Annotated in this window: 23 protein-coding genes and 1 tRNA gene; 17 read left to right on the forward strand and 7 right to left on the reverse strand. The window is 68.5% G+C overall.

Annotated features, from left to right (window positions below):
* Positions 1–56 precede the first annotated feature (56 nt).
* Both BQ8420_RS18350 and BQ8420_RS18355 read left to right on the forward strand, forming a co-directional pair.
* A complete protein-coding gene (locus tag BQ8420_RS18350; protein WP_087100363.1) occupies positions 57–848 on the forward strand; it encodes a hypothetical protein in 792 nt (263 codons plus the stop codon).
* Between the two features lie 30 nt (positions 849–878).
* Positions 879–1730, forward strand: a complete 852-nt coding sequence (locus tag BQ8420_RS18355) for an ATP-binding cassette domain-containing protein (protein ID WP_087100364.1) — start codon at positions 879–881, stop codon at positions 1728–1730.
* A gap of 42 nt (positions 1731–1772) precedes the next feature.
* Here the strand turns inward: BQ8420_RS18355 and BQ8420_RS18360 are convergent, their stop codons facing one another.
* From BQ8420_RS18360 to BQ8420_RS18390, 7 genes are all read right to left on the reverse strand, one after another.
* Complete coding sequence (locus BQ8420_RS18360) at positions 1773–2489, reverse strand: ABC transporter ATP-binding protein (protein ID WP_087100365.1); 717 nt, start codon at positions 2487–2489, stop codon at positions 1773–1775.
* Complete coding sequence (locus BQ8420_RS18365) at positions 2490–3293, reverse strand: hypothetical protein (protein ID WP_087100366.1); 804 nt, start codon at positions 3291–3293, stop codon at positions 2490–2492. It abuts the gene before it with no gap.
* A gap of 31 nt (positions 3294–3324) precedes the next feature.
* The gene (locus BQ8420_RS18370) at positions 3325–4119 is read right to left on the reverse strand and encodes a hypothetical protein (RefSeq protein ID WP_160049345.1); all 795 of its coding nucleotides are present in this window, start codon (positions 4117–4119) and stop codon (positions 3325–3327) included.
* A gap of 146 nt (positions 4120–4265) precedes the next feature.
* Positions 4266–5126, reverse strand: a complete 861-nt coding sequence (locus tag BQ8420_RS18375; protein ID WP_087100368.1) for an ATP-binding cassette domain-containing protein — start codon at positions 5124–5126, stop codon at positions 4266–4268.
* A gap of 30 nt (positions 5127–5156) precedes the next feature.
* The gene (locus BQ8420_RS18380; RefSeq protein ID WP_235006346.1) at positions 5157–6101 is read right to left on the reverse strand and encodes a hypothetical protein; all 945 of its coding nucleotides are present in this window, start codon (positions 6099–6101) and stop codon (positions 5157–5159) included.
* A 1-nt stretch (position 6102) separates the two neighbouring features.
* A complete protein-coding gene (locus BQ8420_RS18385; protein WP_235006347.1) occupies positions 6103–6669 on the reverse strand; it encodes an RNA polymerase sigma factor in 567 nt (188 codons plus the stop codon).
* 174 nt (positions 6670–6843) lie between these two features.
* Positions 6844–6915: transfer RNA gene (locus BQ8420_RS18390), tRNA-Arg, on the reverse strand.
* Positions 6916–7034: 119 nt separating this feature from the next.
* On the opposite strand from BQ8420_RS18390, the gene BQ8420_RS18395 reads away from it, so the two are divergent.
* From BQ8420_RS18395 to BQ8420_RS32340, 15 genes are all read left to right on the forward strand, one after another.
* On the forward strand, positions 7035–7433 hold the full coding sequence (locus tag BQ8420_RS18395) for a response regulator transcription factor (protein WP_087100436.1): 399 nt from the start codon (positions 7035–7037) through the stop codon (positions 7431–7433).
* On the forward strand, positions 7430–8545 hold the full coding sequence (locus BQ8420_RS18400; protein ID WP_087100369.1) for a DALR anticodon-binding domain-containing protein: 1116 nt from the start codon (positions 7430–7432) through the stop codon (positions 8543–8545). Before BQ8420_RS18395 ends, BQ8420_RS18400 begins: the two co-directional genes overlap by 4 nt.
* Before the next feature lie 122 nt (positions 8546–8667).
* Complete coding sequence (gene lysA / locus BQ8420_RS18405) at positions 8668–10053, forward strand: diaminopimelate decarboxylase (RefSeq protein ID WP_087100370.1); 1386 nt, start codon at positions 8668–8670, stop codon at positions 10051–10053.
* 71 nt (positions 10054–10124) lie between these two features.
* The gene (locus tag BQ8420_RS18410; protein WP_087100371.1) at positions 10125–11411 is read left to right on the forward strand and encodes a homoserine dehydrogenase; all 1287 of its coding nucleotides are present in this window, start codon (positions 10125–10127) and stop codon (positions 11409–11411) included.
* A gap of 218 nt (positions 11412–11629) precedes the next feature.
* On the forward strand, positions 11630–12688 hold the full coding sequence (thrC, locus tag BQ8420_RS18415) for a threonine synthase (RefSeq protein WP_200815980.1): 1059 nt from the start codon (positions 11630–11632) through the stop codon (positions 12686–12688).
* 50 nt (positions 12689–12738) lie between these two features.
* Positions 12739–13677 (forward strand): homoserine kinase, encoded by a 939-nt coding sequence (gene thrB / locus BQ8420_RS18420; protein WP_369825517.1) that lies wholly within the window; start codon positions 12739–12741, stop codon positions 13675–13677.
* A gap of 438 nt (positions 13678–14115) precedes the next feature.
* Positions 14116–16143 (forward strand): transcription termination factor Rho, encoded by a 2028-nt coding sequence (rho, locus tag BQ8420_RS18425; RefSeq protein WP_087100374.1) that lies wholly within the window; start codon positions 14116–14118, stop codon positions 16141–16143.
* Positions 16144–16384: 241 nt separating this feature from the next.
* On the forward strand, positions 16385–18205 hold the full coding sequence (locus BQ8420_RS18430; RefSeq protein ID WP_087100375.1) for an L-lactate permease: 1821 nt from the start codon (positions 16385–16387) through the stop codon (positions 18203–18205).
* A gap of 198 nt (positions 18206–18403) precedes the next feature.
* Positions 18404–18613, forward strand: a complete 210-nt coding sequence (gene rpmE, locus BQ8420_RS18435; protein ID WP_087100376.1) for a 50S ribosomal protein L31 — start codon at positions 18404–18406, stop codon at positions 18611–18613.
* 109 nt (positions 18614–18722) lie between these two features.
* Positions 18723–19793 carry a peptide chain release factor 1 gene (gene prfA, locus BQ8420_RS18440; RefSeq protein ID WP_087100377.1) on the forward strand — a complete coding sequence of 357 codons (1071 nt, stop codon included), beginning with the start codon at positions 18723–18725 and terminating at the stop codon, positions 19791–19793.
* Positions 19790–20653 (forward strand): peptide chain release factor N(5)-glutamine methyltransferase, encoded by an 864-nt coding sequence (gene prmC / locus BQ8420_RS18445; RefSeq protein ID WP_087100378.1) that lies wholly within the window; start codon positions 19790–19792, stop codon positions 20651–20653. The genes prfA and prmC overlap by 4 nt, the downstream gene beginning before the upstream one ends.
* 82 nt (positions 20654–20735) lie before the next feature.
* Positions 20736–21569, forward strand: coding sequence for an L-threonylcarbamoyladenylate synthase (locus tag BQ8420_RS18450; RefSeq protein ID WP_087100379.1), 834 nt, complete (start codon positions 20736–20738; stop codon positions 21567–21569).
* Positions 21570–21580: 11 nt separating this feature from the next.
* Complete coding sequence (locus BQ8420_RS18455; RefSeq protein ID WP_087100380.1) at positions 21581–22747, forward strand: MraY family glycosyltransferase; 1167 nt, start codon at positions 21581–21583, stop codon at positions 22745–22747.
* Positions 22748–22971: 224 nt separating this feature from the next.
* Positions 22972–23394: a hypothetical protein gene (locus BQ8420_RS18460; RefSeq protein WP_087100381.1), complete on the forward strand. Its 423-nt coding sequence runs from the start codon at positions 22972–22974 to the stop codon at positions 23392–23394.
* 105 nt (positions 23395–23499) lie between these two features.
* A complete protein-coding gene (locus tag BQ8420_RS32340; RefSeq protein ID WP_200815981.1) occupies positions 23500–23730 on the forward strand; it encodes a hypothetical protein in 231 nt (76 codons plus the stop codon).
* Positions 23731–23789 lie beyond the last annotated feature (59 nt).

The raw sequence follows: 23789 nt of genomic DNA on the forward strand, positions 1-23789 counted from the left end.
CGATGTGAGGACACGGGACATGTCGAGCAACGCGAGGAGACGAGGAAACGGCGAGGATGACGGTTCTTTCCCTCCCCCCGGCCCTCATCGGCACACTGCGTTACCAGGCACGTATAGCGATGCGTCGGCGCACCCTCTGGTACGTGGTGGTGCCGACGGCGCTGCTGGCGTTGGTGATCGGTTGGCGTTCGCCCGCGGAGATCACCGACGGTGTTCGACATGTCGCCGGTGCCACCCTGGTCACCGGCATTCTGTGCACCCTGGGAATCGGTGTGGCACTGGCCGATCGGAAGTCGTGGGAGCAGAGCGCCGGTATGGGCGACCTCATCGCCACCACCCCCTGCGGTGTCCACACCCGAATGCCCGCGACGTGGGCCGCGTCCCTGGGGGTGGCTTTGATGCCGCCGTTCCTGGTGGTGATGGTGTGCGCGGTGCCGGCGGCCGTGGCCGAGGGGGGAGTGCGCCCGCTGGTCGCCGCGCCGGCGGCCTTCGTCACCATGGTGGTGCCCGGGGCGGCGGCGTTGACCGCATTGGCCTGCCTGTTGGGTCTGCTGCTGCCCGTCACCGTGGCGCGGGTCTGCACGGCCGGGTTCTGGCTCTGGTCCACCATCGCCTCCCCGCCGCTCCTTCCGTTCGCCACACCGACCGGGACGCTTCTGTCCCCGGTCGGGGGATATCCGGCGGCGGCTTGGTTCGGTGAGCGTACGGTGTGGGCGCATCGTGACCTGACCGGAGTCCTCAGCCCCGACGTGGGGACGGGATCGGCCCTGGTGAACCTTGTGGTCCTGGCGGTGTTCACCACCCTGTTCCTCCTCCTGGCCGGGCTGGTCGCGGTGCGGCGCGGGTGACCGGAGGATGAGCGGACGGGTACGGAGCACATGGAAATCGAGATCGGTGGGTTGACCAAGGTCTTCAAGAGCGATGTACGGGCCCTGGACGGCATCGATCTTCTGGTTCCCGGCGGCATGGTCGGTCTGCTCGGCGCCAACGGGGCCGGGAAGAGCACCCTCATGCGTATCCTCGCCGGTGCGCTGCGTCCCACCGCGGGACGGGTCGTCGTCGGTGGCCACGACCTCACCACCGCGGGTGGCCGCCGTGCCGTCCAACGCGCCACCGGCTATCTGCCACAGGAGTTGGCTCCCCACCCCGAGCTGAGCGGCCGAGAGTTCTTGGACTACGTGGCGCTGCTCAAGGGGATTGGTGACCGCTGGACACGTCGTTCGCAGGTCGAGGATCTCCTGGCCCGGGTCGGGTTGGCCGATGACGGGGATCGTCGGATCTCGGAGTACTCCGGGGGGATGCGACGGCGTATCGGTATCGCGCAGAGCCTGCTGGGCGATCCGCGGTTGCTCCTCGTCGACGAACCCGCCTCCGGATTGGACCCGGAGGAACGGATGCGCTTTCGGTCGCTGTTGACGGACCTGGGCCGGGAACGCACGGTCGTTTCGAGCACCCACATCCTGGACGACGTCGCCTGGAGCTGCCCACAGGTGGCCGTTCTGGCCGCAGGCCGTCTGGTCTTCCACGGTGCGGTCGGTGACCTGACCGCCGTGGCGCGAGGACGTACCTACGAGGTACCCGCCGACATGCCCTTGGGGGCAGAGGCCACGGTGGTGAGTACGTCGCCTGAGAAGTACCGGGTCGTCACCACGGAAGCGCCCCCGAGAGGACGGCTCGTCCCGCCGACCCTGGAGGACGGCTACATCATGCTGATGCGCTCGGCCCGTTGAGTCTCGGCCGCACCTTCCGTTTCCGGTCTTGGACCCCTCCGATCAGCGGACGCCGTCGGAGGCCTGCTCCACCAGGGAGAAGAACCCCGCTTCCAGGTCACCGTCGTCCGCCAGCCCGGACAGGGCGCCCTCGTAGTACGTACGACCGTGTACGAGCACGCCCACCCGATCACAGGTACGGGCGATCTGGTCGAGTTGGTGGCTGGAAACGAACACGGTCGCGCCCGACTCGGCCAACCGGCGCAGCAGGGTTCGTACCTCGCGCATGCCGATGGGGTCCAGGCCGTTGGTCGGCTCGTCCAGCACCAACAGACGTGGTGAGCCGATCAAGGCGATGGCGATACCGAGACGCCAGCGCATACCCAGGGAATAGGCCGATACGCGACGGTCGGCCACTCGTTCCATCCCCACCAACGGCAACAGTCGCGCCACGGCCTGTTCGGGGTCGACCCCGCGCAACCGGGCGTGCGCCCGCACATGCTGTCGGGCGTTCAACCGCGGCCACAATCCCGGCCCGTCGATGAGCGCGCCGATACCGCGCAGGGAGTCACGGGTGAAGGGTCGGCCCGCCACCTCCAGCGTTCCGGAGTCGGGGCGCAGCAAGCCCACCACCGCCTTCATCAGGGTAGTCTTACCCGCACCGTTGGGTCCCAACAACCCGTAGACCTCGCCCTCGGCGACGTCGAGGTCCACCCCCGAGAGCGCCGGGTGGGGACCGAAGTGTTTGGTGAGCGCACCGATGCGCAGTGCCGATGACATTCACAGCTCCTTGTGATCGACGTGACGGGATCCCGCGACGAGCAGCAGGGCGGACAGGGCCAGGGACAGGGCGACGACCGCGGGCAGTGGCGCGAGTGAGAACAATGGGTCACCGGGCTCCAGCGGTACTCCGCTGGCCTCGATCCCGGCGAGCGGAACCACGGCGCGCATGGGCCAGACCACGGGGACGAACCACCAGGCGGAAGTGTCCGCGACGACCCCGCTCAGCAGCGTCCCGAGTACCCCGATGACGGTGGTGGCCCCTGTGCCCCAGCGCTCGGCCACCACCAGGCACAGAGCCAGGGTCGCGGCACCACCGATCCAAGGCACCAGTACCCCCGCCACGACCGGTGGTGCGGCCTGTGGGCCCACGAGCACGGAGCCGACAGTCGCCAGCAGCAGGATCAGCAGCAACGCGCTGCCCGACCAGATCAGCAGCAGCGCCAGGAATCTGCCGATCAGCAGCCGGTGACGGGGAAAGGCATAGGTGTACAGCACCCGTCGGGACGCCAGATCGGCGCGGACCGACATGGCCGCGTACAGCGCCGCCCCCATGGGCAGGAACATCCCCCAGAACAGGAGGGTGACACCGAACCAGATCCCCCACACGTCCCCGCCGCGCCCTTCGGGGGAGAGGGCGGCGATCGCCCCGAGGGGCAGGACCAACACGAACGGCAGGACGAGGGAGAACCAGAAACCGAAACCGTGTCGCAGCCTGTTCAGCTCCACGACGACGATGGTCGCGAGTGAGGGGTCGTCGCGGATCGTCGGCGGCGAGTCACGGTCGAACCCGGTGATGGTCATCGGTCTTCCTCATTTCGTTGGGCGGTCGGGCTCAGAGGTCGCGCTTGTCCACGTACCAGGCGCTCACGATCAGGAGGACGCCGGTGAGCAGGAGCGTGGCGATCGTGATCACCGGTAGTACCGAGAGCGAAAGCAGTGGGTCGGTGGGGTGGAAGTCGGAGACCGCGCGGGTTTCGGCGAAAGGTATGACCACGCGTGTGGGCCACGCCGGTGGGAAGACCCACCAGTAGGTTTTGTCGCCGACCAAGGCTCCGAAGAGCATCCCGGCCACGCCGATGCATATAGGTCCGGCGACCCCCCATACCTCGGCGGCGAGCACACAGAGCACCATGGTGGGCAGGGCGGCGAGAACCGGTAGGAGCGCGCCGGCGAACGCTCGCACGATCAGGTCGGGGGTGCCGTTGGCGAGACAGATCAGGGCGACCAGGGCCGCGAACAGGAGCGCCGCCCCCGTCCACAGGATCGTGAGTGCCAAGACCTCGGCGAACAGAAGTCTGCGGCGGGGGAAGGCATAGCAGTACAGGACACGCTTGGCGTCCTCGTCGGCCTGGAAGGAACCGAGCGCGTAGAGCCCGGTGGCCATGGGCGTCAGGATGGCCCACAGGTACAGCGAGAGGCCGAACCAGTGGTCCCACACCTCTCCCCGCCCGCCCTCCGCGCCGTTGAAGACCGCGATCACGAGAAGCACCGCCATCGCCAGGGGCGTGGCCAGGGCAGTCCACAGAGGGAGCCCGTGGAGTCGCCTGTTCAGGGCCAGGGAGCACAGGAGGGCGAGGGAGGGATCGTCCCGTACGGACACGGTGCTCTGATCAGGGGGCTCTGCCATGGACATCGCCGTCTCACTTCCGACACGTTCCGGTTGTCGGGAAGTACGTAGCGCTCTTCAGGACAGAGGTTCATGGTTCGGTGGAGTTTTCGGCCGAGGCGGGCCCGCGACGACGAAAGCACGGCCGACCACGTCGCACCCGGGGACTATCCCTGCGCGGTTCCCTCGCGCAGATCGCGCATCAAGGCGGTGTAGCCCTCCTCCAGAGTCGGGTGGACGGGGCGGCCGCCGGGGGGAGGGAGGTCGGTCGACACACGTTCCCGAAGAGGAGCGGAGGGAACCCCGAGGTCCGTGCCGACCGGGTCCCGTGTCAGTTCGAAAACGCGGTCGGCCGCGATCTCGGCGAGGTCGGAGGTCGGACCGGAGAAAGCGACCCTGCCCTGGTGCAGGACGGCGACCTCGGGGCAGACGGCCTTCACATCGCTCAGGAGGTGCGTGGATATGACCACTGTGCGTCCCTCACCGAGTGTTCCGAGCATCGCGCGCAAGCGGATCCGCTCTTCGGGGTCCAGACCGACGGTCGGCTCGTCGAGGAGGACCAGACTCGGTCGACCCATGAGCGCCTGGGCGACCCCCGCGCGGCGTCGGGTGCCCGCGGAGAGCGACCCCACATCACGGTCGGCCTCCAGAACCAATCCCAAGCGCTCGATCAGTTCGTCGGCCTGACGCCGACGCCGGCGCGGATCGGCCATCCCCTTCAACAGCCCGGCGTAGTCCAAAAGCTCACGCGGGGACAGGTTCGGTGGCAGCACCGCGTCCTGGGGAAGGTAGCCGAGTTCGTGCCGGAGCATGCGACGACCCTCGCGTGTGCCCAGGTCGTGGCCGCCCGCCTCGATCCGTCCCGTGCGTGGCCGTAGAACACCCGCTGACAGCCGAAGCAGAGTCGTCTTTCCCGCACCGTTGGGACCCAACAGTCCCAGGACACCGGGGCCGAACTCCATGTCGACGCCGTCCAGGGCCTTGCGGCGTCGATAGGCGTGGGACAACCCGGAGATCACCATCCGCATACCGTCGATCCTCCTCGTCTCCTCGGGGCGTCATCCGAGCCGGCCCTCACCCAGGGACCGCTCGGGGCGTGAGACCAACCAGGTCGCCGCGGCCAACAACACCGCCGCGACCACCAGGCTCAGTGGCGTGGTCGCCCACAAGGCGACGATGACATGGCGGATTCCAGAGGGCAGCGGGCCCAACAGCAAGGCGCCGTGGGAACCGGCCACGCTCATCGACCAAGACCCGGTCCCGAGTGCGGTGCCGACCGTCGGGGACCGCCAGACGGTACCGAACACGGTGAATCCCGCGCCCAACACGGCGGGTCCCAACCATGAGCCGATCAGCGTCGCGGGGGACTGCGGGGATGAGGAGACCGCGGCCACGGCCACCGAGACCGCGACCGACGCGGCCAACACCACGCCCATCACGAGCATCAGACGCGTCAGCCATACCACCGGGGGAGGCACGCGCATGGTGTGGAACAACTCGGATCCGGGGTCCCGTCGGGGAGAGCACACGGCGAGAGCGGCTCCCACGGTCAGCAGGATGACTCCGGGACCGAAGAGAACCGTGCCGAGGGACGGATCGGGGACCCGCCAGGCGAAGACGAACAGTGCCACGAGAGCCACGGCGGTCATCGGCCACAGGGAGGCCGGAACGAGTCGTGCCTGCCACCACACCAGGGACGCGACCAGCCGGGCCGTGTCCCAAGCGGACAGGGACGGCGTGCGGGGGGAGGTCCGTGCGGTGGGCTCGGCACGTTCCGTGGTGAGGGCGGGGGAGATCAGCGCGTCGAAGGAAGGTGGTCGCACCTCTGGTTCGGTGCTCCTCAGCGCGGAGGCGAGTTTCCTCATTCCGGAGATGCGGATGGAGCAGGTGGCGCACGCGGTCAGGTGGGAACGCCGGTCCTCCGCCAGGTCGTGTCCGGGCGCCACCGACGCTCGATCCACACGGGCGCTCCGCAGGATCTCTTCCTCGGTCAGATGGGGCATGTCAGCTCACCTGTCCCTCGATGAGTAGGGCGCTCAAGCGCGTTCGCACCTTGGCCATTCGACTCTTGACCGTGCCCACGGGGATACCGAGGACTTCGGCGATGTCGGTGTACGGAAGTTCCTCCACCAGCGCCAGGACCGCCACGTCACGGTGACGCCGGGGCAGGGCCTCGAACGCGGCCAGGATTCGACGTCGTCCGGCGGCGGCGAGTACATCGGCCTCCACGTCCACACCGGGGTCCGCCGGCTCGGATACCTCCTCGGCGTCCAAGGCGAGCAGAATCGGCCGCTTCCCTCTCAGCCGATTGTGCGCCTGGCGACGGGTGACTCCGAGCAGCCATCCGCGCACCGAGGAGTCTCCGCGAAAGCTCGCGGATGAGCGCCAGACCGCGAGCCAGCTCTCCTGCAACAGCTCCTCGGCGGTGCCGATGTCGGAGGTCAGCCGGCGCAGCAGACGCAGCATCGCCGAAGAGTGCCGGTCGTAGAGGGTGCGTAGGGCGGACTGGTCTCCCGTGGCCACGGCGGCGAGCAGGTCGCGATCGGTTTCCACGTCGGTGTCGATCTCCACTCCCGGTATGTAGCGTCCAGGGTCGGAGGGGTTCATTCCCGGTGTTCGTGAAAGGTTGTTCCAGGCCGGGGAAGCCGGTGACATGACCGGTCGGCGCGCTCGCGGTGCTCGGTCGGGCAACGATGCCCGGGCATGAAAACAGGGGAACACGAAAACGTGTTCCCCTCTTGTGGGTGCCCCCTGCAGGATTCGAACCTGCGCCACCGGCTCCGGAGGCCGGTGCTCTATCCCCTGAGCTAAGGGGGCGCTGCCGCGTGGACAACTCTAGCAGGGGTTGTGGGAGGTTCGTCCATTCGTTTCGCGGAGCCGTCCGAATGCTCCGATCCGGTGGTGTCGTCGCGCTCGGCGGCGGTAGTGTCACGATCGTGAACGCCCTCCCCGTACGGGTTCTCGTCGTCGAGGACGACGAAGTGATCCGTGAACTGATCCGCCTCAACCTCGAATTGGAGGGGTTCGAGGTGTTCACGGCCACGGACGGACAGGACTGTCTGGACCAGGTCGGTCACGTCCGACCCGCCGTCATCACCATGGACGTGATGATGCCCCGTCTCGACGGCTGGAGCACCGTCGAACGCCTGCGCGCCGACGGTTACGACCGGCGCATCGTCATGGTGACCGCGCGTGCCCAGGCCGACGATCGAAGACGCGGCGAACGGATCGGCGTCGACGACTACATCACCAAGCCCTTCGACCCCGACGAGCTCGTCGACCTCATCCGCGCCCTGCACGGTGAGGCCGGCGGCGGCATGGGGGGAGCCGGGTGACCCCGCGCGCCCTGGAGGCCGTGGTGCGCCGCGCCGCGCTGCGGGCCTTCGACCTGGACGACGCCGACATCCCCTTCGTGTGGCCGCGCGCGGGCCAGGCGGCGGGTTCGGCCGACGCGTCGGTGGCACTGCCGCCGCGGCTGGTGGGCCGGGTCCGCGACCGGCTTCCCGAAGGGCGCGACGACGCCCACCTCCTCATGGTGGCCGGGCGCATCGTCGCCCAGGTCGGCTCCATGTCCGACCTGTCCGACGATGGTTGCGCCGAGGCCGGGTTCGCCGAGGTGCTGGGCGACGAACGCGGCTTCGTCAACATCACCTTCACCTGCCGCCAGCGCGAGAGTCTGTTGAAGTCGGCGGCCGACGGGCCCCGGTTCCTCACCGGACGTTCCTGGACCGGGTCGGGGGAGTGGCCCCGAACCGACCTGCACGAAGCCGGTCCCGTGGCGCAGGCGCGTCGCTTCGCGCGCGGTGACGCCCGCGCCCGCATCGCCATGGCCGTGGGCGCCGAGGAACCTCCGCCCGGCCCGACCGGCGAGACGTCGTGGCGCGACCGCTACCTGGACACCGCTCGCTCCGACCTGTACACACCCGCGGGCCGGACCCTGGGGCGCATCGGCGAGGACAGCGCCCGGGTCGCGTTCTGCCGCTCGGTGCCCGACAGACCCAGGGAGAACGAGACCACCGGTCGCGATCTGCCGGTGTTGCCCTCGGCCGAACATCCCGGCGCCTGGGTCCGCCTCACCGACGCCAACCCGGCGTTCCGGTTGCGCTACGCCCACGCGCACGCGTCGACCAGCCTGCGCTGGGCCCACGACACCGGACTGGCGGCGGCCGAGTGCGGCCATGGCGAGAACACCAAGGTGCGCGCACTGCTCTTCGACGGCCCCGGTGTCCTGGACACCGCCGCGCGTCGAGAGGAACCCCATATCCTGGTCAGATACCTGGAAGCCCTGACCAGTGCCTACGATGAGTGGCGGACGGGTTCCACCGTCGGCGCCGGCGGGGACGAACCCACGCGGGCCGCCCTCGACCCGGCCCTGCCCGCGGCCGTCGCCGGTGTGCTCCACACCGGTCTCTTCCTGCTCGGGGTGTCGGCGCCCACAAGGCTGTAGACACTTCGTCCGCCGCGGAGCCCGTGGGGGTGATCCCAACCCATGTGTTCCGATCTTCTTAGTGGACAATGAGCAGGGTCCCCCCTTGAACAGCAATACGAAGGCCCAGCCGAAAGACCGCCATGAGTCGCTACGCCCACCCCGCCGGATCCCGCCACGCGGAGATCCTGCCGGAGGACAATCCGCCGCTGCCGCCCGAGGACCTCAACAGCCTCGACGAACGCGTGTGGCCCGCCACCTCGCGCCGTCTGGACGGAGAACTGACCGTCGGCGGTGTCGGCGTGCGCGCCCTCGCCGCCGAGTACGGGACTCCGCTCTTCGTCATGGACGAGGAGGACTTCCGCTCCCGTGCCCGCGACTACTCCACCGCCTTCACCGACGCCGACGTGTACTACGCGGGCAAGGCCCTGCTGACCAAGGCCGTCGCCCGCTGGGTGATCGAGGAGGGGCTCAAGCTCGACGTGTGCTCCGGCGGTGAGCTGGCCGTGGCCCTGGCCGCCGGCGTCCCCACCGACCGCATCGGCATGCACGGCAACAACAAGTCGGTGGCCGAACTGCGCCGCGCCGTCGAGGTCGGAGTCGGCCGCGTCATCGTGGACTCCCTCGACGAGATCGACCGTCTGGAGGCCGTGGCCGCCGAGGCCGGCGCCCACCCCAAGGTCCTGATCCGCGTCACCACCGGTGTGGAGGCGCACACCCACGAGTTCGTCGCCACCGCCCACGACGACCAGAAGTTCGGGTTCGCGCTGAGCACCGGCGCCGCCGCCGAGGCGGTCCGCCGGGTCCTGGCCGCCGACCACCTGGAACTGGTCGGCCTGCACTCGCACATCGGTTCGCAGATCTTCGACACCTCCGGGTTCGAGGTCGCGGCCCGCCGCGTCACCCGTTTCCTCACCCTGATCCACGAGGAACTCGACGTCACCCTCGCCGAACTCGACCTCGGCGGCGGCCTGGGCATCGCCTACACCTCGGACGACGACCCCCTCGACCCCAAGACCATCGCCGAGAGCCTCACCGCCATCGTGCGCCGCGAATGCACCGAGGCGGGGCTTCCCATGCCGCGCATCGCGGTGGAGCCCGGCCGTGCCATCGCCGGCCCCGCCGGTGTCACCCTCTACGAGGTCGGCACCATCAAGGACGTAGAGGGCATCCGCACCTACGTGAGCGTCGACGGCGGCATGAGCGACAACATCCGCACCGCCTTGTACGGCTCGGAGTACACCGGCCGACTGGTCTCCCGCGAGAGCGACGCCGAAGCGATGCTGTCCCGCCTGGTCGGCAAGCACTGCGAGAGCGGTGACATCATCGTGCACGACCTGTACCTGCCCGCCGACCTGCGGCCGGGCGACCTGGTGGCGGTCGCCGCCACCGGCGCCTACTGCTATTCCATGGCGAGCAACTACAACCACCTGCCCCGCCCCGCCATGGTGGCGGTCCGGGACGCGAACGCGCGGGTCATCGTGCGAAGGGAGAACGAGGAGGACCTCCTCCGCCTCGACGTAGGCTGAAACGTTCGTCCCACGGGCGTCGACCGGCGTCCCGAAAGGTCGGACACGAGAGAAGTGGGAGTCACGCCCAAATGGCGATGAAGGTGGCGCTGCTCGGATGCGGCGTTGTGGGTTCGGAAGTCGTCCGCCTGGTCAACGAACAGTCCGAGGAACTGGCCGCGCGGATCGGCACGCCGATCGAGATCGGCGGGATCGCGGTACGCAGACTCGACCGCGATCGCGGGGTCGACCCGGCGCTGCTGACCACCGACTCCATGGCGCTGGTCACCCGCCCGGACATCGACGTCGTGGTGGAGGTCATCGGCGGGATCGAGCCGGCCCGTTCGCTGATCCTCACGGCGCTCAAGTCCGGCAAGTCCGTGGTGACGGCCAACAAGGCACTGCTCGCGGAGGACGGGCAGACCCTGCACACCGCGGCCCGCGAGGCCGGGGTGGACCTGTACTACGAGGCGTCCGTGGCGGGGGCCATTCCGCTGTTGCGCCCGCTGCGCGACTCCCTGGCCGGTGACCGGGTCAACCGGGTCCTGGGGATCGTCAACGGCACCACCAACTACGTGCTGGACCGCATGGACTCCGCGGGGTCGACCTTCACCGAGGCCTTGGACGAGGCACAGACCCTGGGGTACGCGGAGGCCGACCCCACCGCCGACGTGGAGGGCTTCGACGCCGCCGCCAAGGCCGCGATCCTGGCCCGGCTCGCCTTCCACACCCAGCGGGTCACCGCCGCGGACGTGCACCGCGAGGGCATCACCTCGGTGTCCGCCGGCGACATCGCCAGCGCCCGCGACATGGGGTGCGTGGTCAAGCTTCTCGCGATCTGCCAGCGTTCCGAGGACGGCGAGTCCGTGGGCGTGCGCGTCCACCCGGTCATGCTGCCGTTGGAACACCCGCTGGCGAGCGTCAAGGAGGCCTACAACGCGGTCTTCGTGGAAGCCGAGTCGGCCGGACGGCTGATGTTCTACGGGGCCGGGGCGGGTGGCACCCCCACCGCGGCCGCGGTCCTGGGCGACATCGTGGGCGTGACCCGCAACCGGATGGCCCGGACCTCCGTGGCCGAGGGCGGGCACGACACCGGCCTGCCGGTGCACGACATGGGCCGCACCATCACCAGCTACCACGTGGCGCTGGACGTGGCCGACCGTCCGGGCGTGCTCTCCCAGGTCGCCGAGGTCTTCGCCGACCACGGGGTGTCCATCAGGAACGTGCGCCAGGAGGGCAGCGGGGACGATGCCCAGCTCGTGCTGGTCAGCCACCCCGCGCCCGACTCCGCGCTCAGCAGCACGGTCGAGCGGCTCAGCGCGCACCCGATGGTTCGTGAGGTGGCCAGCGTGATGCGCGTGGAGACCTTCCAGGACTGAGGAGGACACCGGGGGTCGTCCCGGAACCGACGGCCCCCGGTATCCGCATACTGAGATCACAGTGTCCGCGACGCAAGACGGCGCAGGCCGGGTCGTACACTCGTGACCAGTGGGGACGCTCCGCCGCGGAGACACCCCGCACCCGTTTTTCCCCGCGCGCCCCACGAGAGCGCGCGTCCAGCGAACAGCAACCACCCGAAAGGGACACCGTCGTGAGCATGGCACGGGCGTGGCGAGGCCTCGTCGAGGAGTACCGCGACCGCCTTCCCGTCAACGAGAACACCCCCGTCGTCACCCTCCAGGAGGGCAACACCCCGCTGCTGCCCGCCACGCGTGTGTCCGAGCTCACGGGTTGCGAGGTCTTCCTCAAGGTCGAGGGCCTCAACCCCACCGGCTCCTTCAAGGACCGTGGCATGACCATGGCCATCTCCAAGGCGGCCGAGGACGGCGCCAAGGCCGTCATCTGCGCCTCCACCGGTAACACCAGCGCCAGCGCCGCCGCCTACGCCATCCGTGCCGGCATGACCTGCGCCGTCCTGGTGCCCCAGGGCAAGATCGCCATGGGCAAGCTCGCCCAGGCCCTCGTGCACGGCGCCCGCCTGCTCCAGGTCGACGGCAACTTCGACGACTGCCTGGAACTCGCCCGCAAGCTCAGCGTCGACTACCCGGTCGCCCTCGTGAACTCGGTCAACCCCTACCGCCTCCAAGGCCAGAAGACCGCCGCCTTCGAGATCGTCGACACCCTCGGAGACGCCCCCGACGTCCACTGCATCCCGGTCGGCAACGCGGGCAACATCACCGCCTATTGGATGGGCTACACCGAGTACGCCAAGGACGGGGTCTCCACCAAGTCCCCCCGCATGCTCGGCTTCCAGGCCAGCGGCTCCTCGCCCATCGTCGACGGCGCACCCGTGACGAACCCCAGCACCATCGCCACCGCCATCCGCATCGGGAACCCGGCCTCCTGGAAGCTCGCCGAACAGGCTCGCGACGAGTCCGGCGGCGCCATCGACAAGGTCACCGATCGCCAGATCATGGCCGCCTACAAGCTGCTCGCCTCCCAAGAGGGGGTCTTCGTCGAACTGGCCTCCGCCGCGAGCGTCGCCGGCCTCCTTCAGGCCGTCGAGGCCGGTGAGGTCGCCAAGGGCAGCCGTGTGGTGTGCACCGTCACCGGCAACGGCCTCAAGGACCCCGACTGGGCCCTGGCCGGCGCCTCCTCCGCCACCACCGTCCCCGTCGACGCCCAGGCCGCCGCCGAGGCCCTGGAACTGATCTGAGCTCCGACCCGACCTAAGTAGCCACAGTGACCTCACCACGTCCGCGCCGGGTGTCCGTCGACGCCCCGGCCACCAGCGCCAATCTCGGGCCCGGATTCGACGCCCTCGGATTGGCCGTCCAGCTGTACAACCGCTTCGACGTCTCCCTGCGCGAGGACGACGAACTCCACGTCTCCGTGACGGGAGAGGGCGCCGGAGACGTACCGCTCGACCGGCGGCACCTCGTCGTGCGGGCCATGACCGAGGCCTTCGACCGTGTCGGGGAGAAACTCCCGGGCCTGGATCTGCGCTGCGACAACGACATCCCGCACGCACGGGGGCTCGGCTCCTCGTCCTCGGCGATCGTCGGTGGGGTCACCGTGGCGGCGGCGTTGCTCGGTCGCGCCGGGCCCGACGGCGGCCCGGACCGCGACTGGATCTACCAGATCGCCGCGGACATGGAGGGCCACCCCGACAACGTGGCCCCCTGCGTCTATGGCGGGTACACCGTCGCCTACCGCGACGACGACACCTGGGGCGTCGCCCGGCTCACCCCGGACGAGCGGATCCTGCCGGTGCTGTGCGTGCCGGGGTGGAAACTGTCCACCGAACGCGCCCGCGGGCTGCTGCCGGAGACCGTCTCCCACACCGACGCGGCCTTCAACGCCGGACGTGCCGCGTTGATGACCGCGGCCGTATGTGGCCAACCCGAATCCCTTTATTCGGCGACCCGGGATCGACTGCACGAGTCCTACCGGTCACCGGCCATGCCGCGTACCCTCTCCCTCATCGGCGACCTGCGAGAACACGAGAAACTCGCCGCGGTGGTCTCCGGTGCGGGGCCCACGGTGCTGGTGCTGTGCGCGATCGACGAGGGACACGCCGACACTGATTCGCCGGAAATCGCCCGACAGGTTGATTCGATCACTCGGTGGGCGGGTAATGATTGGGACATACGCCCCCTGCACGTAGAGCCGGCGGGGGTGCGGACCCCATCTCCCCATCCGTAGCATCTGTGTCGAGGAATAGCCGTGGCCTCTGGTGATGTTAGGCTTGGTGAAGCACCAGATGCCCCGTCACGGGGCGTGTGCTCATCCGCCACAGCGGCTTCCGCATCCCATACTCCGGCAATCCGATCTCACGATCTGTCGGAAGCGGTGGCCAACGTGTCGAGTTCGCGGTCTCCCCGCGATTGTGCCCACGTCTTCGAAGTCCGCTCCTCCTCGGATGAGCGTGTCGCGACGGTTGACGGGCATCACCTCCGAGTCAACCGCCCCGACGTCTGGCTGTACCCAGAGCCCGCCGCGATTGGGTAGGGGACTGACAACGCCGGTTTCCGACATCCACGTGGGGCATGCCCTACCCGGCCCCTGCCGGTTCGCACCATCGGGCCGGCCGATCAAGCACAATGCTGACGGCCGAAGCCCGCTCCTTGGGAAGGACCCTTAGTGAGCGACACCACCGAACTCCGAACGGACGCGGCGGTCGACAGCAAGAACGGCGCCGACGCCTCCACGGAGGCCGGCGAAGCCGCACCATCGGGCGCGTCACGGTCGCGTGCGGCCTCGCGCGGCACCGGTCTTGGCGCCCAAAAGCTCCCCGAGCTCCAAAAGCTCGCGTCGAGCATGGGCATTACCGGTACGGGGCGCATGCGCAAGAGCGACGTGATCGCGGCGATCGAAGCCAAGCAGGGCGGTCCCGTGGCCCCGGCCAAGTCGAAGTCGGTAAAGAAGTCCGACGCCGCCCCTGAGGCCGGTAAGGTCGAAGGAACCGACGGCCAGACCGAACCCGCCTCGTCCGCCCCGTCGGGTTCCGACGAGGCCGAGAACAAGGGTTCGGATGATCGGTCGTCGGACCAGGCCGTGACCGAGTCCCAGGGTGGGAAGGCAGACAAGCCCTCCCGCAACCGCCGCTCGTCCCGCAAGCGCGGTGACGAATCCGGTGACCAGCCCCGTTCGGTGGACGGCACCGACTCCTCAACCTCCGCGAGCAGCGTGACCAAGACATCCAGCACCCCCCAGAAGAACGGCCCCGACTCCGAGGACCGTGACACCAGGTCCGGGCAGGGTCGCGAGCGCCAGCGCAACCGTCGCAACCGCAACCGTGGCGGTGACGACCAGAACACCAACAACACCGACCGTCAGCAGGGCGGCGGCGACGGCCAGAACAAGGGTCGCAGCAGCAACAGCGGTAGCAATAGCAGCAGCAACAGCGGCAACAACCACCACAACGACGACGACGATTTCGGTAGCGGTCGCCGGCGCGGTCGGCGTCGGGATCGACGGGATCGTCGAGGTCGCGGCGGTACCCAGGACACCGAGCCGGTCATCGGCGAGGACGACGTGCTGCTGCCGGTCGCGGGCATCCTGGACATCCTGGACAACTACGCGTTCGTCCGCACCACGGGCTACCTGCCCGGGCAGAGCGACGTGTACGTGTCCCTGGCCCAGGTCCGCAAGTACGGCCTGCGCAAGGGCGACCACATCATCGGTGCGGTTCGTCAGCCCCGCGACGGTGAGCGGCGCGAGAAGTTCAACGCCCTGGTGCGTCTGGACTCGGTCAACAACATGTCCTCGGACCAGGCCAAGGGGCGCCAGGAGTTCTCCAAGCTCGTCCCGCTCTACCCGCAGGAGCGCCTGCGGCTGGAGACCGAGTCGAACGTGCTGACCACGCGGATCATAGATCTGGTCGCCCCGATCGGTAAGGGCCAGCGTGGTCTGATCGTCTCTCCGCCCAAGGCCGGTAAGACGATGGTGATGCAGTCGATCGCCAACGCCATCTCCGAGAACAACCCGGAGTGCTACCTGATGGTGATCCTCGTGGACGAACGTCCCGAGGAGGTCACCGACATGCAGCGCACGGTCAAGGGCGAGGTCATCCACTCGACCTTCGACCGCCCGGCCGAGGACCACACGGTCGTCGCGGACCTGGCGATCGAGCGGGCCAAGCGTCTCGTGGAGATGGGCATGGACGTGGTCGTCCTGCTCGACTCCATCACCCGTCTGGGCCGCGCCTACAACCTGGCCGCTCCCGCCAGCGGGCGCATCATGTCCGGTGGTGTGGACTCCACCGCCCTGTACCCGCCGAAGCGTTTCTTCGGTGCGGCGCGCAACATCGAGGGCGGCGGTTCGCTGACCATCCTGGCCACCGCGTTGGTCGAGACGGGTTCGCGCGCCGACGAGGTGATCTTCGAGGAGTTCAAGGGCACCGGCAACATGGAGCTCAAGCTCAACCGGTCTCTGGCGGACAAGCGGATCTTCCCGGCCGTGGACGTGGACGCCTCCAGCACCCGTAAGGAGGAGATCCTGATGTCGGCCGAGGAGCTGAGCGTCGTGTGGAAGCTCCGTCGGGTGCTGCACGCCCTGGACACGCAACAGGCGATCGAGTTGCTCCTGGACAAGATGAAGGAGTCCAAGAGCAACGCGGAGTTCCTCATGCAGATCCAGAAGACCACGGTGGGGCCCGAGCGCTCCTGACACATGCGGCGCCCATCCTCCACGGGTGGGTCGCCGGGATCGATCGGCAGGCCCCCTCCCCGGGTTCGGGGAGGGGGCCTTTCGCGTGTCTGGGGGAGGCCGTTCGGGTTCTTCTTTCGATATGCGGAACCCGAATATCACTACTGTGTTGCAGATCACAGAGGGGGGATGGTGGGGGCGCTCCGGCGGATTTAGTGTCGCGCCACCCGAGTGCACATCTCGTATCAGGGAGCCGTCTGGAATGGACAACCTCGCCCTGCTCAGTCTCCTCGCGCTCACCCCGATCCTCGTGGTCGGCGTCCTGCTCGTCGGGTTCCGTCTGCCCGCCATGTACGCGATGCCCGCCGGGTACGTCGTCGTGGTCGGCATCGCGGTCCTGTTCTGGCAGACCGACTGGATGGCCGTCGCCGCCTCCACCCTCCAAGGCCTGATCCTCGCCGCGGGCCTGCTCTACATCATCTTCGGCGCGTTGCTCCTGCTCTCCACCCTCACCAAGAGCGGCGCCGTGGCCACCATCCGCGCCACCTTCACCGACATCACCCCCGATCGGCGCGTCCAAGCGGTCATCATCGGCTGGCTGTTCGGCAGTTTCATCGAGGGCGCCTCCGGGTTCGGTACCCCCGCCGCGGTGGTCGCCCCGCTCCTGCTCGCCCTCGGCTTCCCCGCCATGGCCGCCGTCATGGTCGGGTTGGTCATCCAGAGCACACCGGTCAGCTTCGGAGCGGTCGGCACCCCGATCCTCGTGGGTGTCACCGGTGGCCTGGAAGGCTCGGAACAGGTCGCGGAGCGCGCCTCCGTACTCGGCCTCACCCTTCCCGAGTTCGTCACCACCATCGGCTTCCAGACCGTGCTCCTGCACGCCGTCGCGGGAACCCTCATCCCCCTCTTTCTCTGCTGCATGCTCTGCGGCTTCTACGGGGAGAACCGGCGCTTCTCCGACGGTTTCGGCGTCTGGAAGTTCGCCCTGTTCAGCGCCTTCGCGATGACGATTCCGTCGGTCCTGTACAACTACTTCCTCGGGGTCGAGTTCACCAGCCTGCTGGGCGGCCTCACCGGCCTGATCATCGTCGTGCTCGCCGCCCGCAAGGGCTTCCTGATGCCGAAGAAGATCTGGGACTTCCCGCCACGGGAGGACTGGCTCGCCCGCTGGACCGGCAAGCTGGAGGCCGACAACGGCGAGGAGGTGGTCGGGCGCCGGATGGGTCTGCTCCAGGCCTGGGCGCCCTACCTGTTGGTCGCCGCCATCCTGGTGGGCTCCCGCACGATCGCCCCCGTCCAGGAGTGGTTGGCCGGCATCACCATCGGTTCCGACGACATCCTCGGCACCTCCATCGCCCAGGCCGTCGAACCCCTCTACTCGCCCGGGGCGACCTTCATCCTGGTCTGCCTCATCACCTACGGACTGCACCGAATGAAGGGCGCGGAGATCCTCGCCTCCTGGAAGATGGCCGGTTCCCAGCTCGCCGGCGCCGCCGTCGCCCTGCTGTTCGCCGTGCCGCTCGTCCGGGTCTTCATCAACACCGGAGCGGGCTTCGGGGACACCACCCTGGACAGCATGCCGTTGACCCTGGCGTTCGGCGCCGCGGAACTCGGTGGAAGCGCGTGGCCGCTCTACGCCCCGTGGATCGGCGCCCTGGGCGCCTTCGTCGCCGGTTCCAACACCGTCTCCAACCTGATGTTCTCCCTCTTCCAGTTCTCCACCGCCGAACACATCGGGGTCCCACCGGAGACCGTCGTGGCCACCCAGGCCGTCGGCGGCGCGGCCGGAAACATGATCACGGTGCACAACATCGTGGCCGCGTCCGCCGTGGTCGGTCTGGTCGGCCGTGAGGGCGACCTCATCCGCCAGACGATCATCCCGCTGACCTATTACGCGCTCCTGGCCGGATCGGTGAGCTATGTGTTCATCTACGGGTTCGGAACCAACGCGGGCACGGCCGTACTCGCCCTGCTCCTGGCCACTCTGGCCGGCCTGGTCCTGCTCCTGCGCCGGGTGGACGCGAACAAACCATTGCCCAGTACGATGCGCGACGCCGAGCGCCCGAAGGGAGGTCGGGAATAGGTACTGGTCCCGGCATGGTTATCGGTCTGGCAAACTGGTAGTGAGGGCAGGTCCGTCCTCCCGTCATCGGGAGAGCACGCCACCCGATCACCTGGATCGCCACGGCACCGGTTCGCGCATGGTTTCGACACCGCTCCACCTCTGACGGTGGCGCTGTGCTCATGCGTCCGGCGGCCGCGCACTGACAAGGAGACACACATGCAGGCAGACATCCACCCGGAATACGCTGCGACCGAGGTGACCTGCACCTGCGGCGCCCACTTCATCACCCGCAGCACGCTGCCCGAGGGCAAGCTGCGCGCCGACGTGTGCTCCGAGTGCCACCCCTTCTACACCGGCAAGCAGAAGATCCTCGACACCGGTGGTCGGGTCGCCCGCTTCGAGAAGCGCTTCGGCAAGCGCAAGTAGCGCTGCCCTTCGGCCCGGTGGCGTCGCCCTGTTCGTGGGGCGCCACCGGGCCGGACGCACCCCCGCGCGGGGGAACAGCCAGGGCGGACGAGAAGACGGGAATGGGAAAGTGAAGCTGGACGACCTACTAGGGGAGTACTACGAGCTGGAACAACAGCTCGCCGACCCCGAGGTGCACGCGGACCCGGCCGAGGCGCGCAGGCTGGGCAAGCGCTACTCCCAGCTCACCCCGATCATCGAGGCCTACCGTCAGCTCAAATCGGTCGAGAGCGACATCGACGCCGCCCGTGAGCTGGCCGTGGAGGACTCCTCCTTCGCCGAGGAGGCCGACCGGCTGACCGAAGAGGCCGAGCAGCTCACCGAGCGTCTGCGCTTCCTCCTCGTCCCGCGCGACCCCGCCGACGACAAGAACCTCATCATGGAGGTCAAGGCCGGTGAGGGCGGTGAGGAGTCCGCCCTGTTCGCCGGCGACCTGGTCCGCATGTACCTGCGCTACGCCGAGAGCCAGGGCTTCAAGACCGAGGTCATCGACGCCACCCACTCCGGCCTGGGCGGTTACAAGGACATCACGATCGCCTTCAAGAACAAGGGCAACCCCGAGCCCGGCTCGGGCGTGTGGCCCATGCTCAAGTTCGAGGGCGGTGTCCACCGGGTGCAGCGCGTGCCCGTCACCGAGTCCCAGGGCCGTATCCACACCTCCGCCGCCGGTGTCCTGGTCGTGCCCGAGGCCGAGGACATCGAGATCCAGATCCACGAGAAGGATCTGCGCATCGATGTCTACCGCTCCTCCGGCCCCGGCGGACAGAGCGTCAACACCACCGACTCCGCGGTCCGCATCACCCACCTGCCGACCGGCATCGTCGCCTCCTGCCAGAACGAGAAGAGCCAGCTCCAGAACAAGGAGCAGGCCCTGCGTATCCTGCGCGCCCGCATCTACGCCGAGGCCCAGGCCAGCGCGGACGCCGAGGCCAGCGCCGAACGCAAGAGCCAGGTTCGTACCGTCGACCGCTCCGAGCGCGTGCGCACCTACAATTTCCCCGAGAACCGCATCTCCGACCACCGGGTCGGTTACAAGGCCTACAACCTCGACCAGGTCCTCGACGGGGAACTCGGCGGGGTCATCAAGGCCCTGGTCGACGCGGACACCAAGGAGAGGCTCGAAGCCGCCCAGTCATCATGAACTTCCTACTCGACGAGGTCGCCCGCGCCACTCTTCGGCTGGCCGAGGCGGGCGTGGCCTCACCCCGCACCGACGCCGAGGAACTCGCGGCGTTCGTGCACGGTGTCCGTCGAGGGGAACTCCACCTGGTCGCCGACTCCGACTTCGACGCCCGCTACTGGGAGTGCGTCGCCCGCCGAGAGGCCCGCGAACCCCTCCAGCACATCACCGGACGCGCCTACTTCCGCTACCTCGAACTCCAGGTCGGGCCGGGTGTCTTCGTGCCCCGACCCGAGACCGAGATCATGGTGGACTGGGCGATCGAGACGCTGCGCTCCATGGACGTGGCCGACCCGCTGGTCGTGGACCTCGGTTCCGGTTCCGGGGCCATCGCCATCTCCATCGCCCAGGAGGTGCCGCGTTCGCGGGTGCACACCGTGGAACTCGACCCCGAGGCGCTGCGCTGGACCCGTCGCAACGTCGAGTCCAGCGGTCACGCCGATCGGGTGACGGCCCACGAAGGCGACATGCGCATCGCCCTGCCCGAGCTCAACGGCCGGGTGGACCTGCTCATCAGCAACCCGCCCTACGTACCGACCCGGGAGGCGCACGTCATCCCGCCGGAGGTGCGCGACTACGACCCGGCCCCCGCGCTGTGGTCAGGCGAGGACGGTCTGGACATGATCCGCGACCTGGAGGCGATCGGCCGTAGGCTGTTGCGTCCGGACGGGGCCATGGCCATCGAACACCATGACGGTCAGGGCATCGACATCCCCCGGCTGTTCCCCGAGGACAAGGGCTGGCGCGACGTCCTCAATCGCAAGGACATGGCGAGGCGTGACCGCTTCGTGGTCATGCGCCGAGCGAACGAGGACGATTAGCCGCCCTTCGCCCCCACCCCCAACCCCACCGTCGGACCGACATCTGGCCGGTCGACCCGTACGAGATCGAGGTGAACGCAGGGTGAGCCGCATCTACGACTGCGCGGACGAGACCGCCCGCAAGGACGGCATCGCCGACGCCGCGTCCGCGGTACGCCGAGGCGACCTGGTGGTACTGCCCACCGACACCGTGTACGGCATCGGTACCGACGCCTTCAGCCCGAAGGCGGTCGCCCGGCTGCTGGAGACCAAGGGGCGCGGACGGGACATGCCGCCGCCCGTGCTGGTCGGTTCGATCCGAGCCGCCACGGCTCTGGTCGACGACCTGGGCAACCACGGCCGTGACCTCATGGAGGAGTTCTGGCCGGGTCCGCTCACCCTCGTGTGCACCGCCACCCCCAGCCTGTCCTGGGACCTGGGCGACACCAAGGGCACCGTGGCCGTGCGCATGCCGATGGACCCGGTGGCCCTGGAGCTGCTGAAGGAGACCGGGCCCATGGCGGTCAGCAGCGCCAACAAGTCCGGGCAACCGGCCGCCGCCACGGCGGGGGAGGCCATCGAACAGCTCGGTGACGAGGACGTGGCCGTCTACCTGGACGGTGGCGAGAGTGACAGCCCGGTGGCCTCCACCATCGTCGACCTGACCTACGCGGTGCCACGGGTGCTGCGGGCGGGCGCCATCTCCATCGAGGAGCTGCGGGCGGTGTGCGGAACCGTCATCGGTGAGCTGCGCAAGGGTCGCGCCAAGCCGAAGACGGAGGAAGCGGCCGAGACGGCGGAGACGGGCACCGAGGCCGCCGAGGCCGAAACGGACCCCGGGACCGACACGTCCGAGAGTGCCGACGACACCGAGAACACCGCCGAGGCACCGTCCGCCGGCACCGAGTCCGACACGTCCGGTAGCGACAAGAACTAGAGGGGCCGGCCGTGCGGGAGTACGCGCTCACCTTCGTCATCGCCGTCGCGGTGACCTACCTACTCGTGCCGTTGGTGCGTCGGCTGGCGATCGCCTTCGGTGCCGCGCCACCCGTGCGCGACCGTGACGTGCACACGGAACCCATTCCACGGCTGGGCGGGATCGCCATCTACGGCGGGTTCGCCGCCGCGCTGTTGATCTCCGCGCAGCTGCCGCACCTACAGAACGTGTTCGTGGCCAAGACCTGGATCGGTCTGTTGTTGGCGGGCGGACTCATCACCATCATCGGCGTCATCGACGACCGGTGGGGGATGGACGCGCTGAGCAAGCTGGCCGGGCAGACCGCCGCCGCGGGCATCCTGGTCTGGCAGGGCGTGCAGCTGCTGTGGCTGCCGTTGCCCGGCACCCAGCTGTCCCTGGGGCCCTGGCTCGGGGCGATGGTGTCGATCCTGCTCATCGTGGCGACCATCAACGCGATCAACTTCGCGGACGGGCTGGACGGCTTGGCCGCCGGCATCGTCGCGATCTCCTCGCTGGCGTTCTTCGCCTACTACTACGTGGTCGCGGTGGACCAAGGGTTCGAGCGTCAGTCCTACCCGGCGATGATCGCGATCATCCTGGCGGGCACCTGCCTGGGGTTCCTCTGTCACAACTTCCACCCGGCCCGGGTGTTCATGGGCGACACCGGGTCGATGCTGTTGGGTCTGCTGCTCACCTCGATCACCATCACGGTGACGGGACAGTTCGACGCCAACACCGCTCGGGAGGAGTTCAATTCCTCCGGTCTGGTCGTCTTCCTGCCGATCCTGCTGCCGCTGTTGGTGATCGCGCTGCCCTTGGCGGACATGGTGTTGGCGATCGTGCGCCGCACCCTGGCGGGCAAGTCGCCGTTCGCCCCGGACCGGGGACACCTGCACCACCGTCTGTTGGACATGGGGCACACCCACACCCGTGCGGTGCTCCTGATGTACCTGTGGGCGGGAATCGTCGCGTTCGCCGCGGTGTCGCTGTCGATCTTCGACTCCGCGTTCATCGTCCTGTCGGTCACCGTGCTGGTGGCCACTTGTGCGGTCGGTCTCATCGCCCTTCCGCGTCTGCATCGTCGCGGACTGTTGCCTCGGATCGGACGGAAGGGTCCCCGAACGCCAACAGATCACCATCCGTCAACCGATGGATAAAAGGGCGGTCACGTTCGGGACGGAGGTCCTGTCCGGGGGGTCGAATGTGCTCGGGCGTGAAGGTCGAGACGAGTGTGTTCAAGGTGACACAAGGCCCGAAGGCGCCGTGGAACGGGGCTTTCTCGGGGCGTTAAGGAGTCGTTAAGGCTCCCCTGTATTTCGTACTGAAAACCTTGTGATAGCTTTCACGAGCAGGTAACCACTGAACCCCACGGAGCTTCGTCATGCAGGGACACGACGCCCGGATCCTCCGAGGCGCCGCGCTTCCGAGCGCCGCGTGCGGAGCCCTGGCCATTGCGATCTCGGCTCTGCTCGCAGGTACTGCGGGAGCTCTCGGTTCGGCCCTGGCGGTGGTCATCGTCATCGCCTGTTTCGGGCTGGGGCAGTGGGCGGTCATCCTGGTCACCCGGCGTAACAAGGACCTGTTCCTTGCCGCGAACCTCATCGGCTTCGTGGTCAAGATGGGACTGCTGGGCATCCTGTTGGTGACCCTCGGAGGAAGCCCCCTCATCGCCGACCTCAGCAGTAACGCCTTCGTCTACAGCGCGCTGGCAGTGGTGCTGTCCTGGCTGGGCGGGCAGACCTGGGCCATCTCCCAGGCGAAGATCCTCCACGTTGACCCCAGTGAGAGTTCGGAGAACTCGTGATGGGGTGCCCCGCCGTGTTTCCTCGGAGCGGGCGTTATAACCTGTTCCACGGCAGGCGGAAGGCCACCTTCAAGCCGAGCCCCACATGCTATATTCCGGAGCGAGATGAGCAGCGAACCAGCCGAGAAGAAGGGCCCCGAAGCGCTACCCGCGCCACGCGAGGCCGATGGTTGGGCGCTCTTCTCCACTCTGCTTTCGGGTGTTCTCGTGTGGAGCGCGATCGGCTGGGGTGCGGACAGGCTCCTGGGTTTCCAGGCTCTCTTCCTGCCCATCGGGGCGATTCTCGGTATGGCCGTCGCGATCTATCTGATCGTCGCCAAGACGCGTCACATCTGAGCACCCCCGCAGTCCCGCGTCGCCCGTTCCGCGACGACGCTAGCGGTAACAACCATCAA

It is taken from the genome of Nocardiopsis sp. JB363 (assembly GCF_900143625.1).
Lineage (GTDB): Bacteria > Actinomycetota > Actinomycetes > Streptosporangiales > Streptosporangiaceae > Nocardiopsis.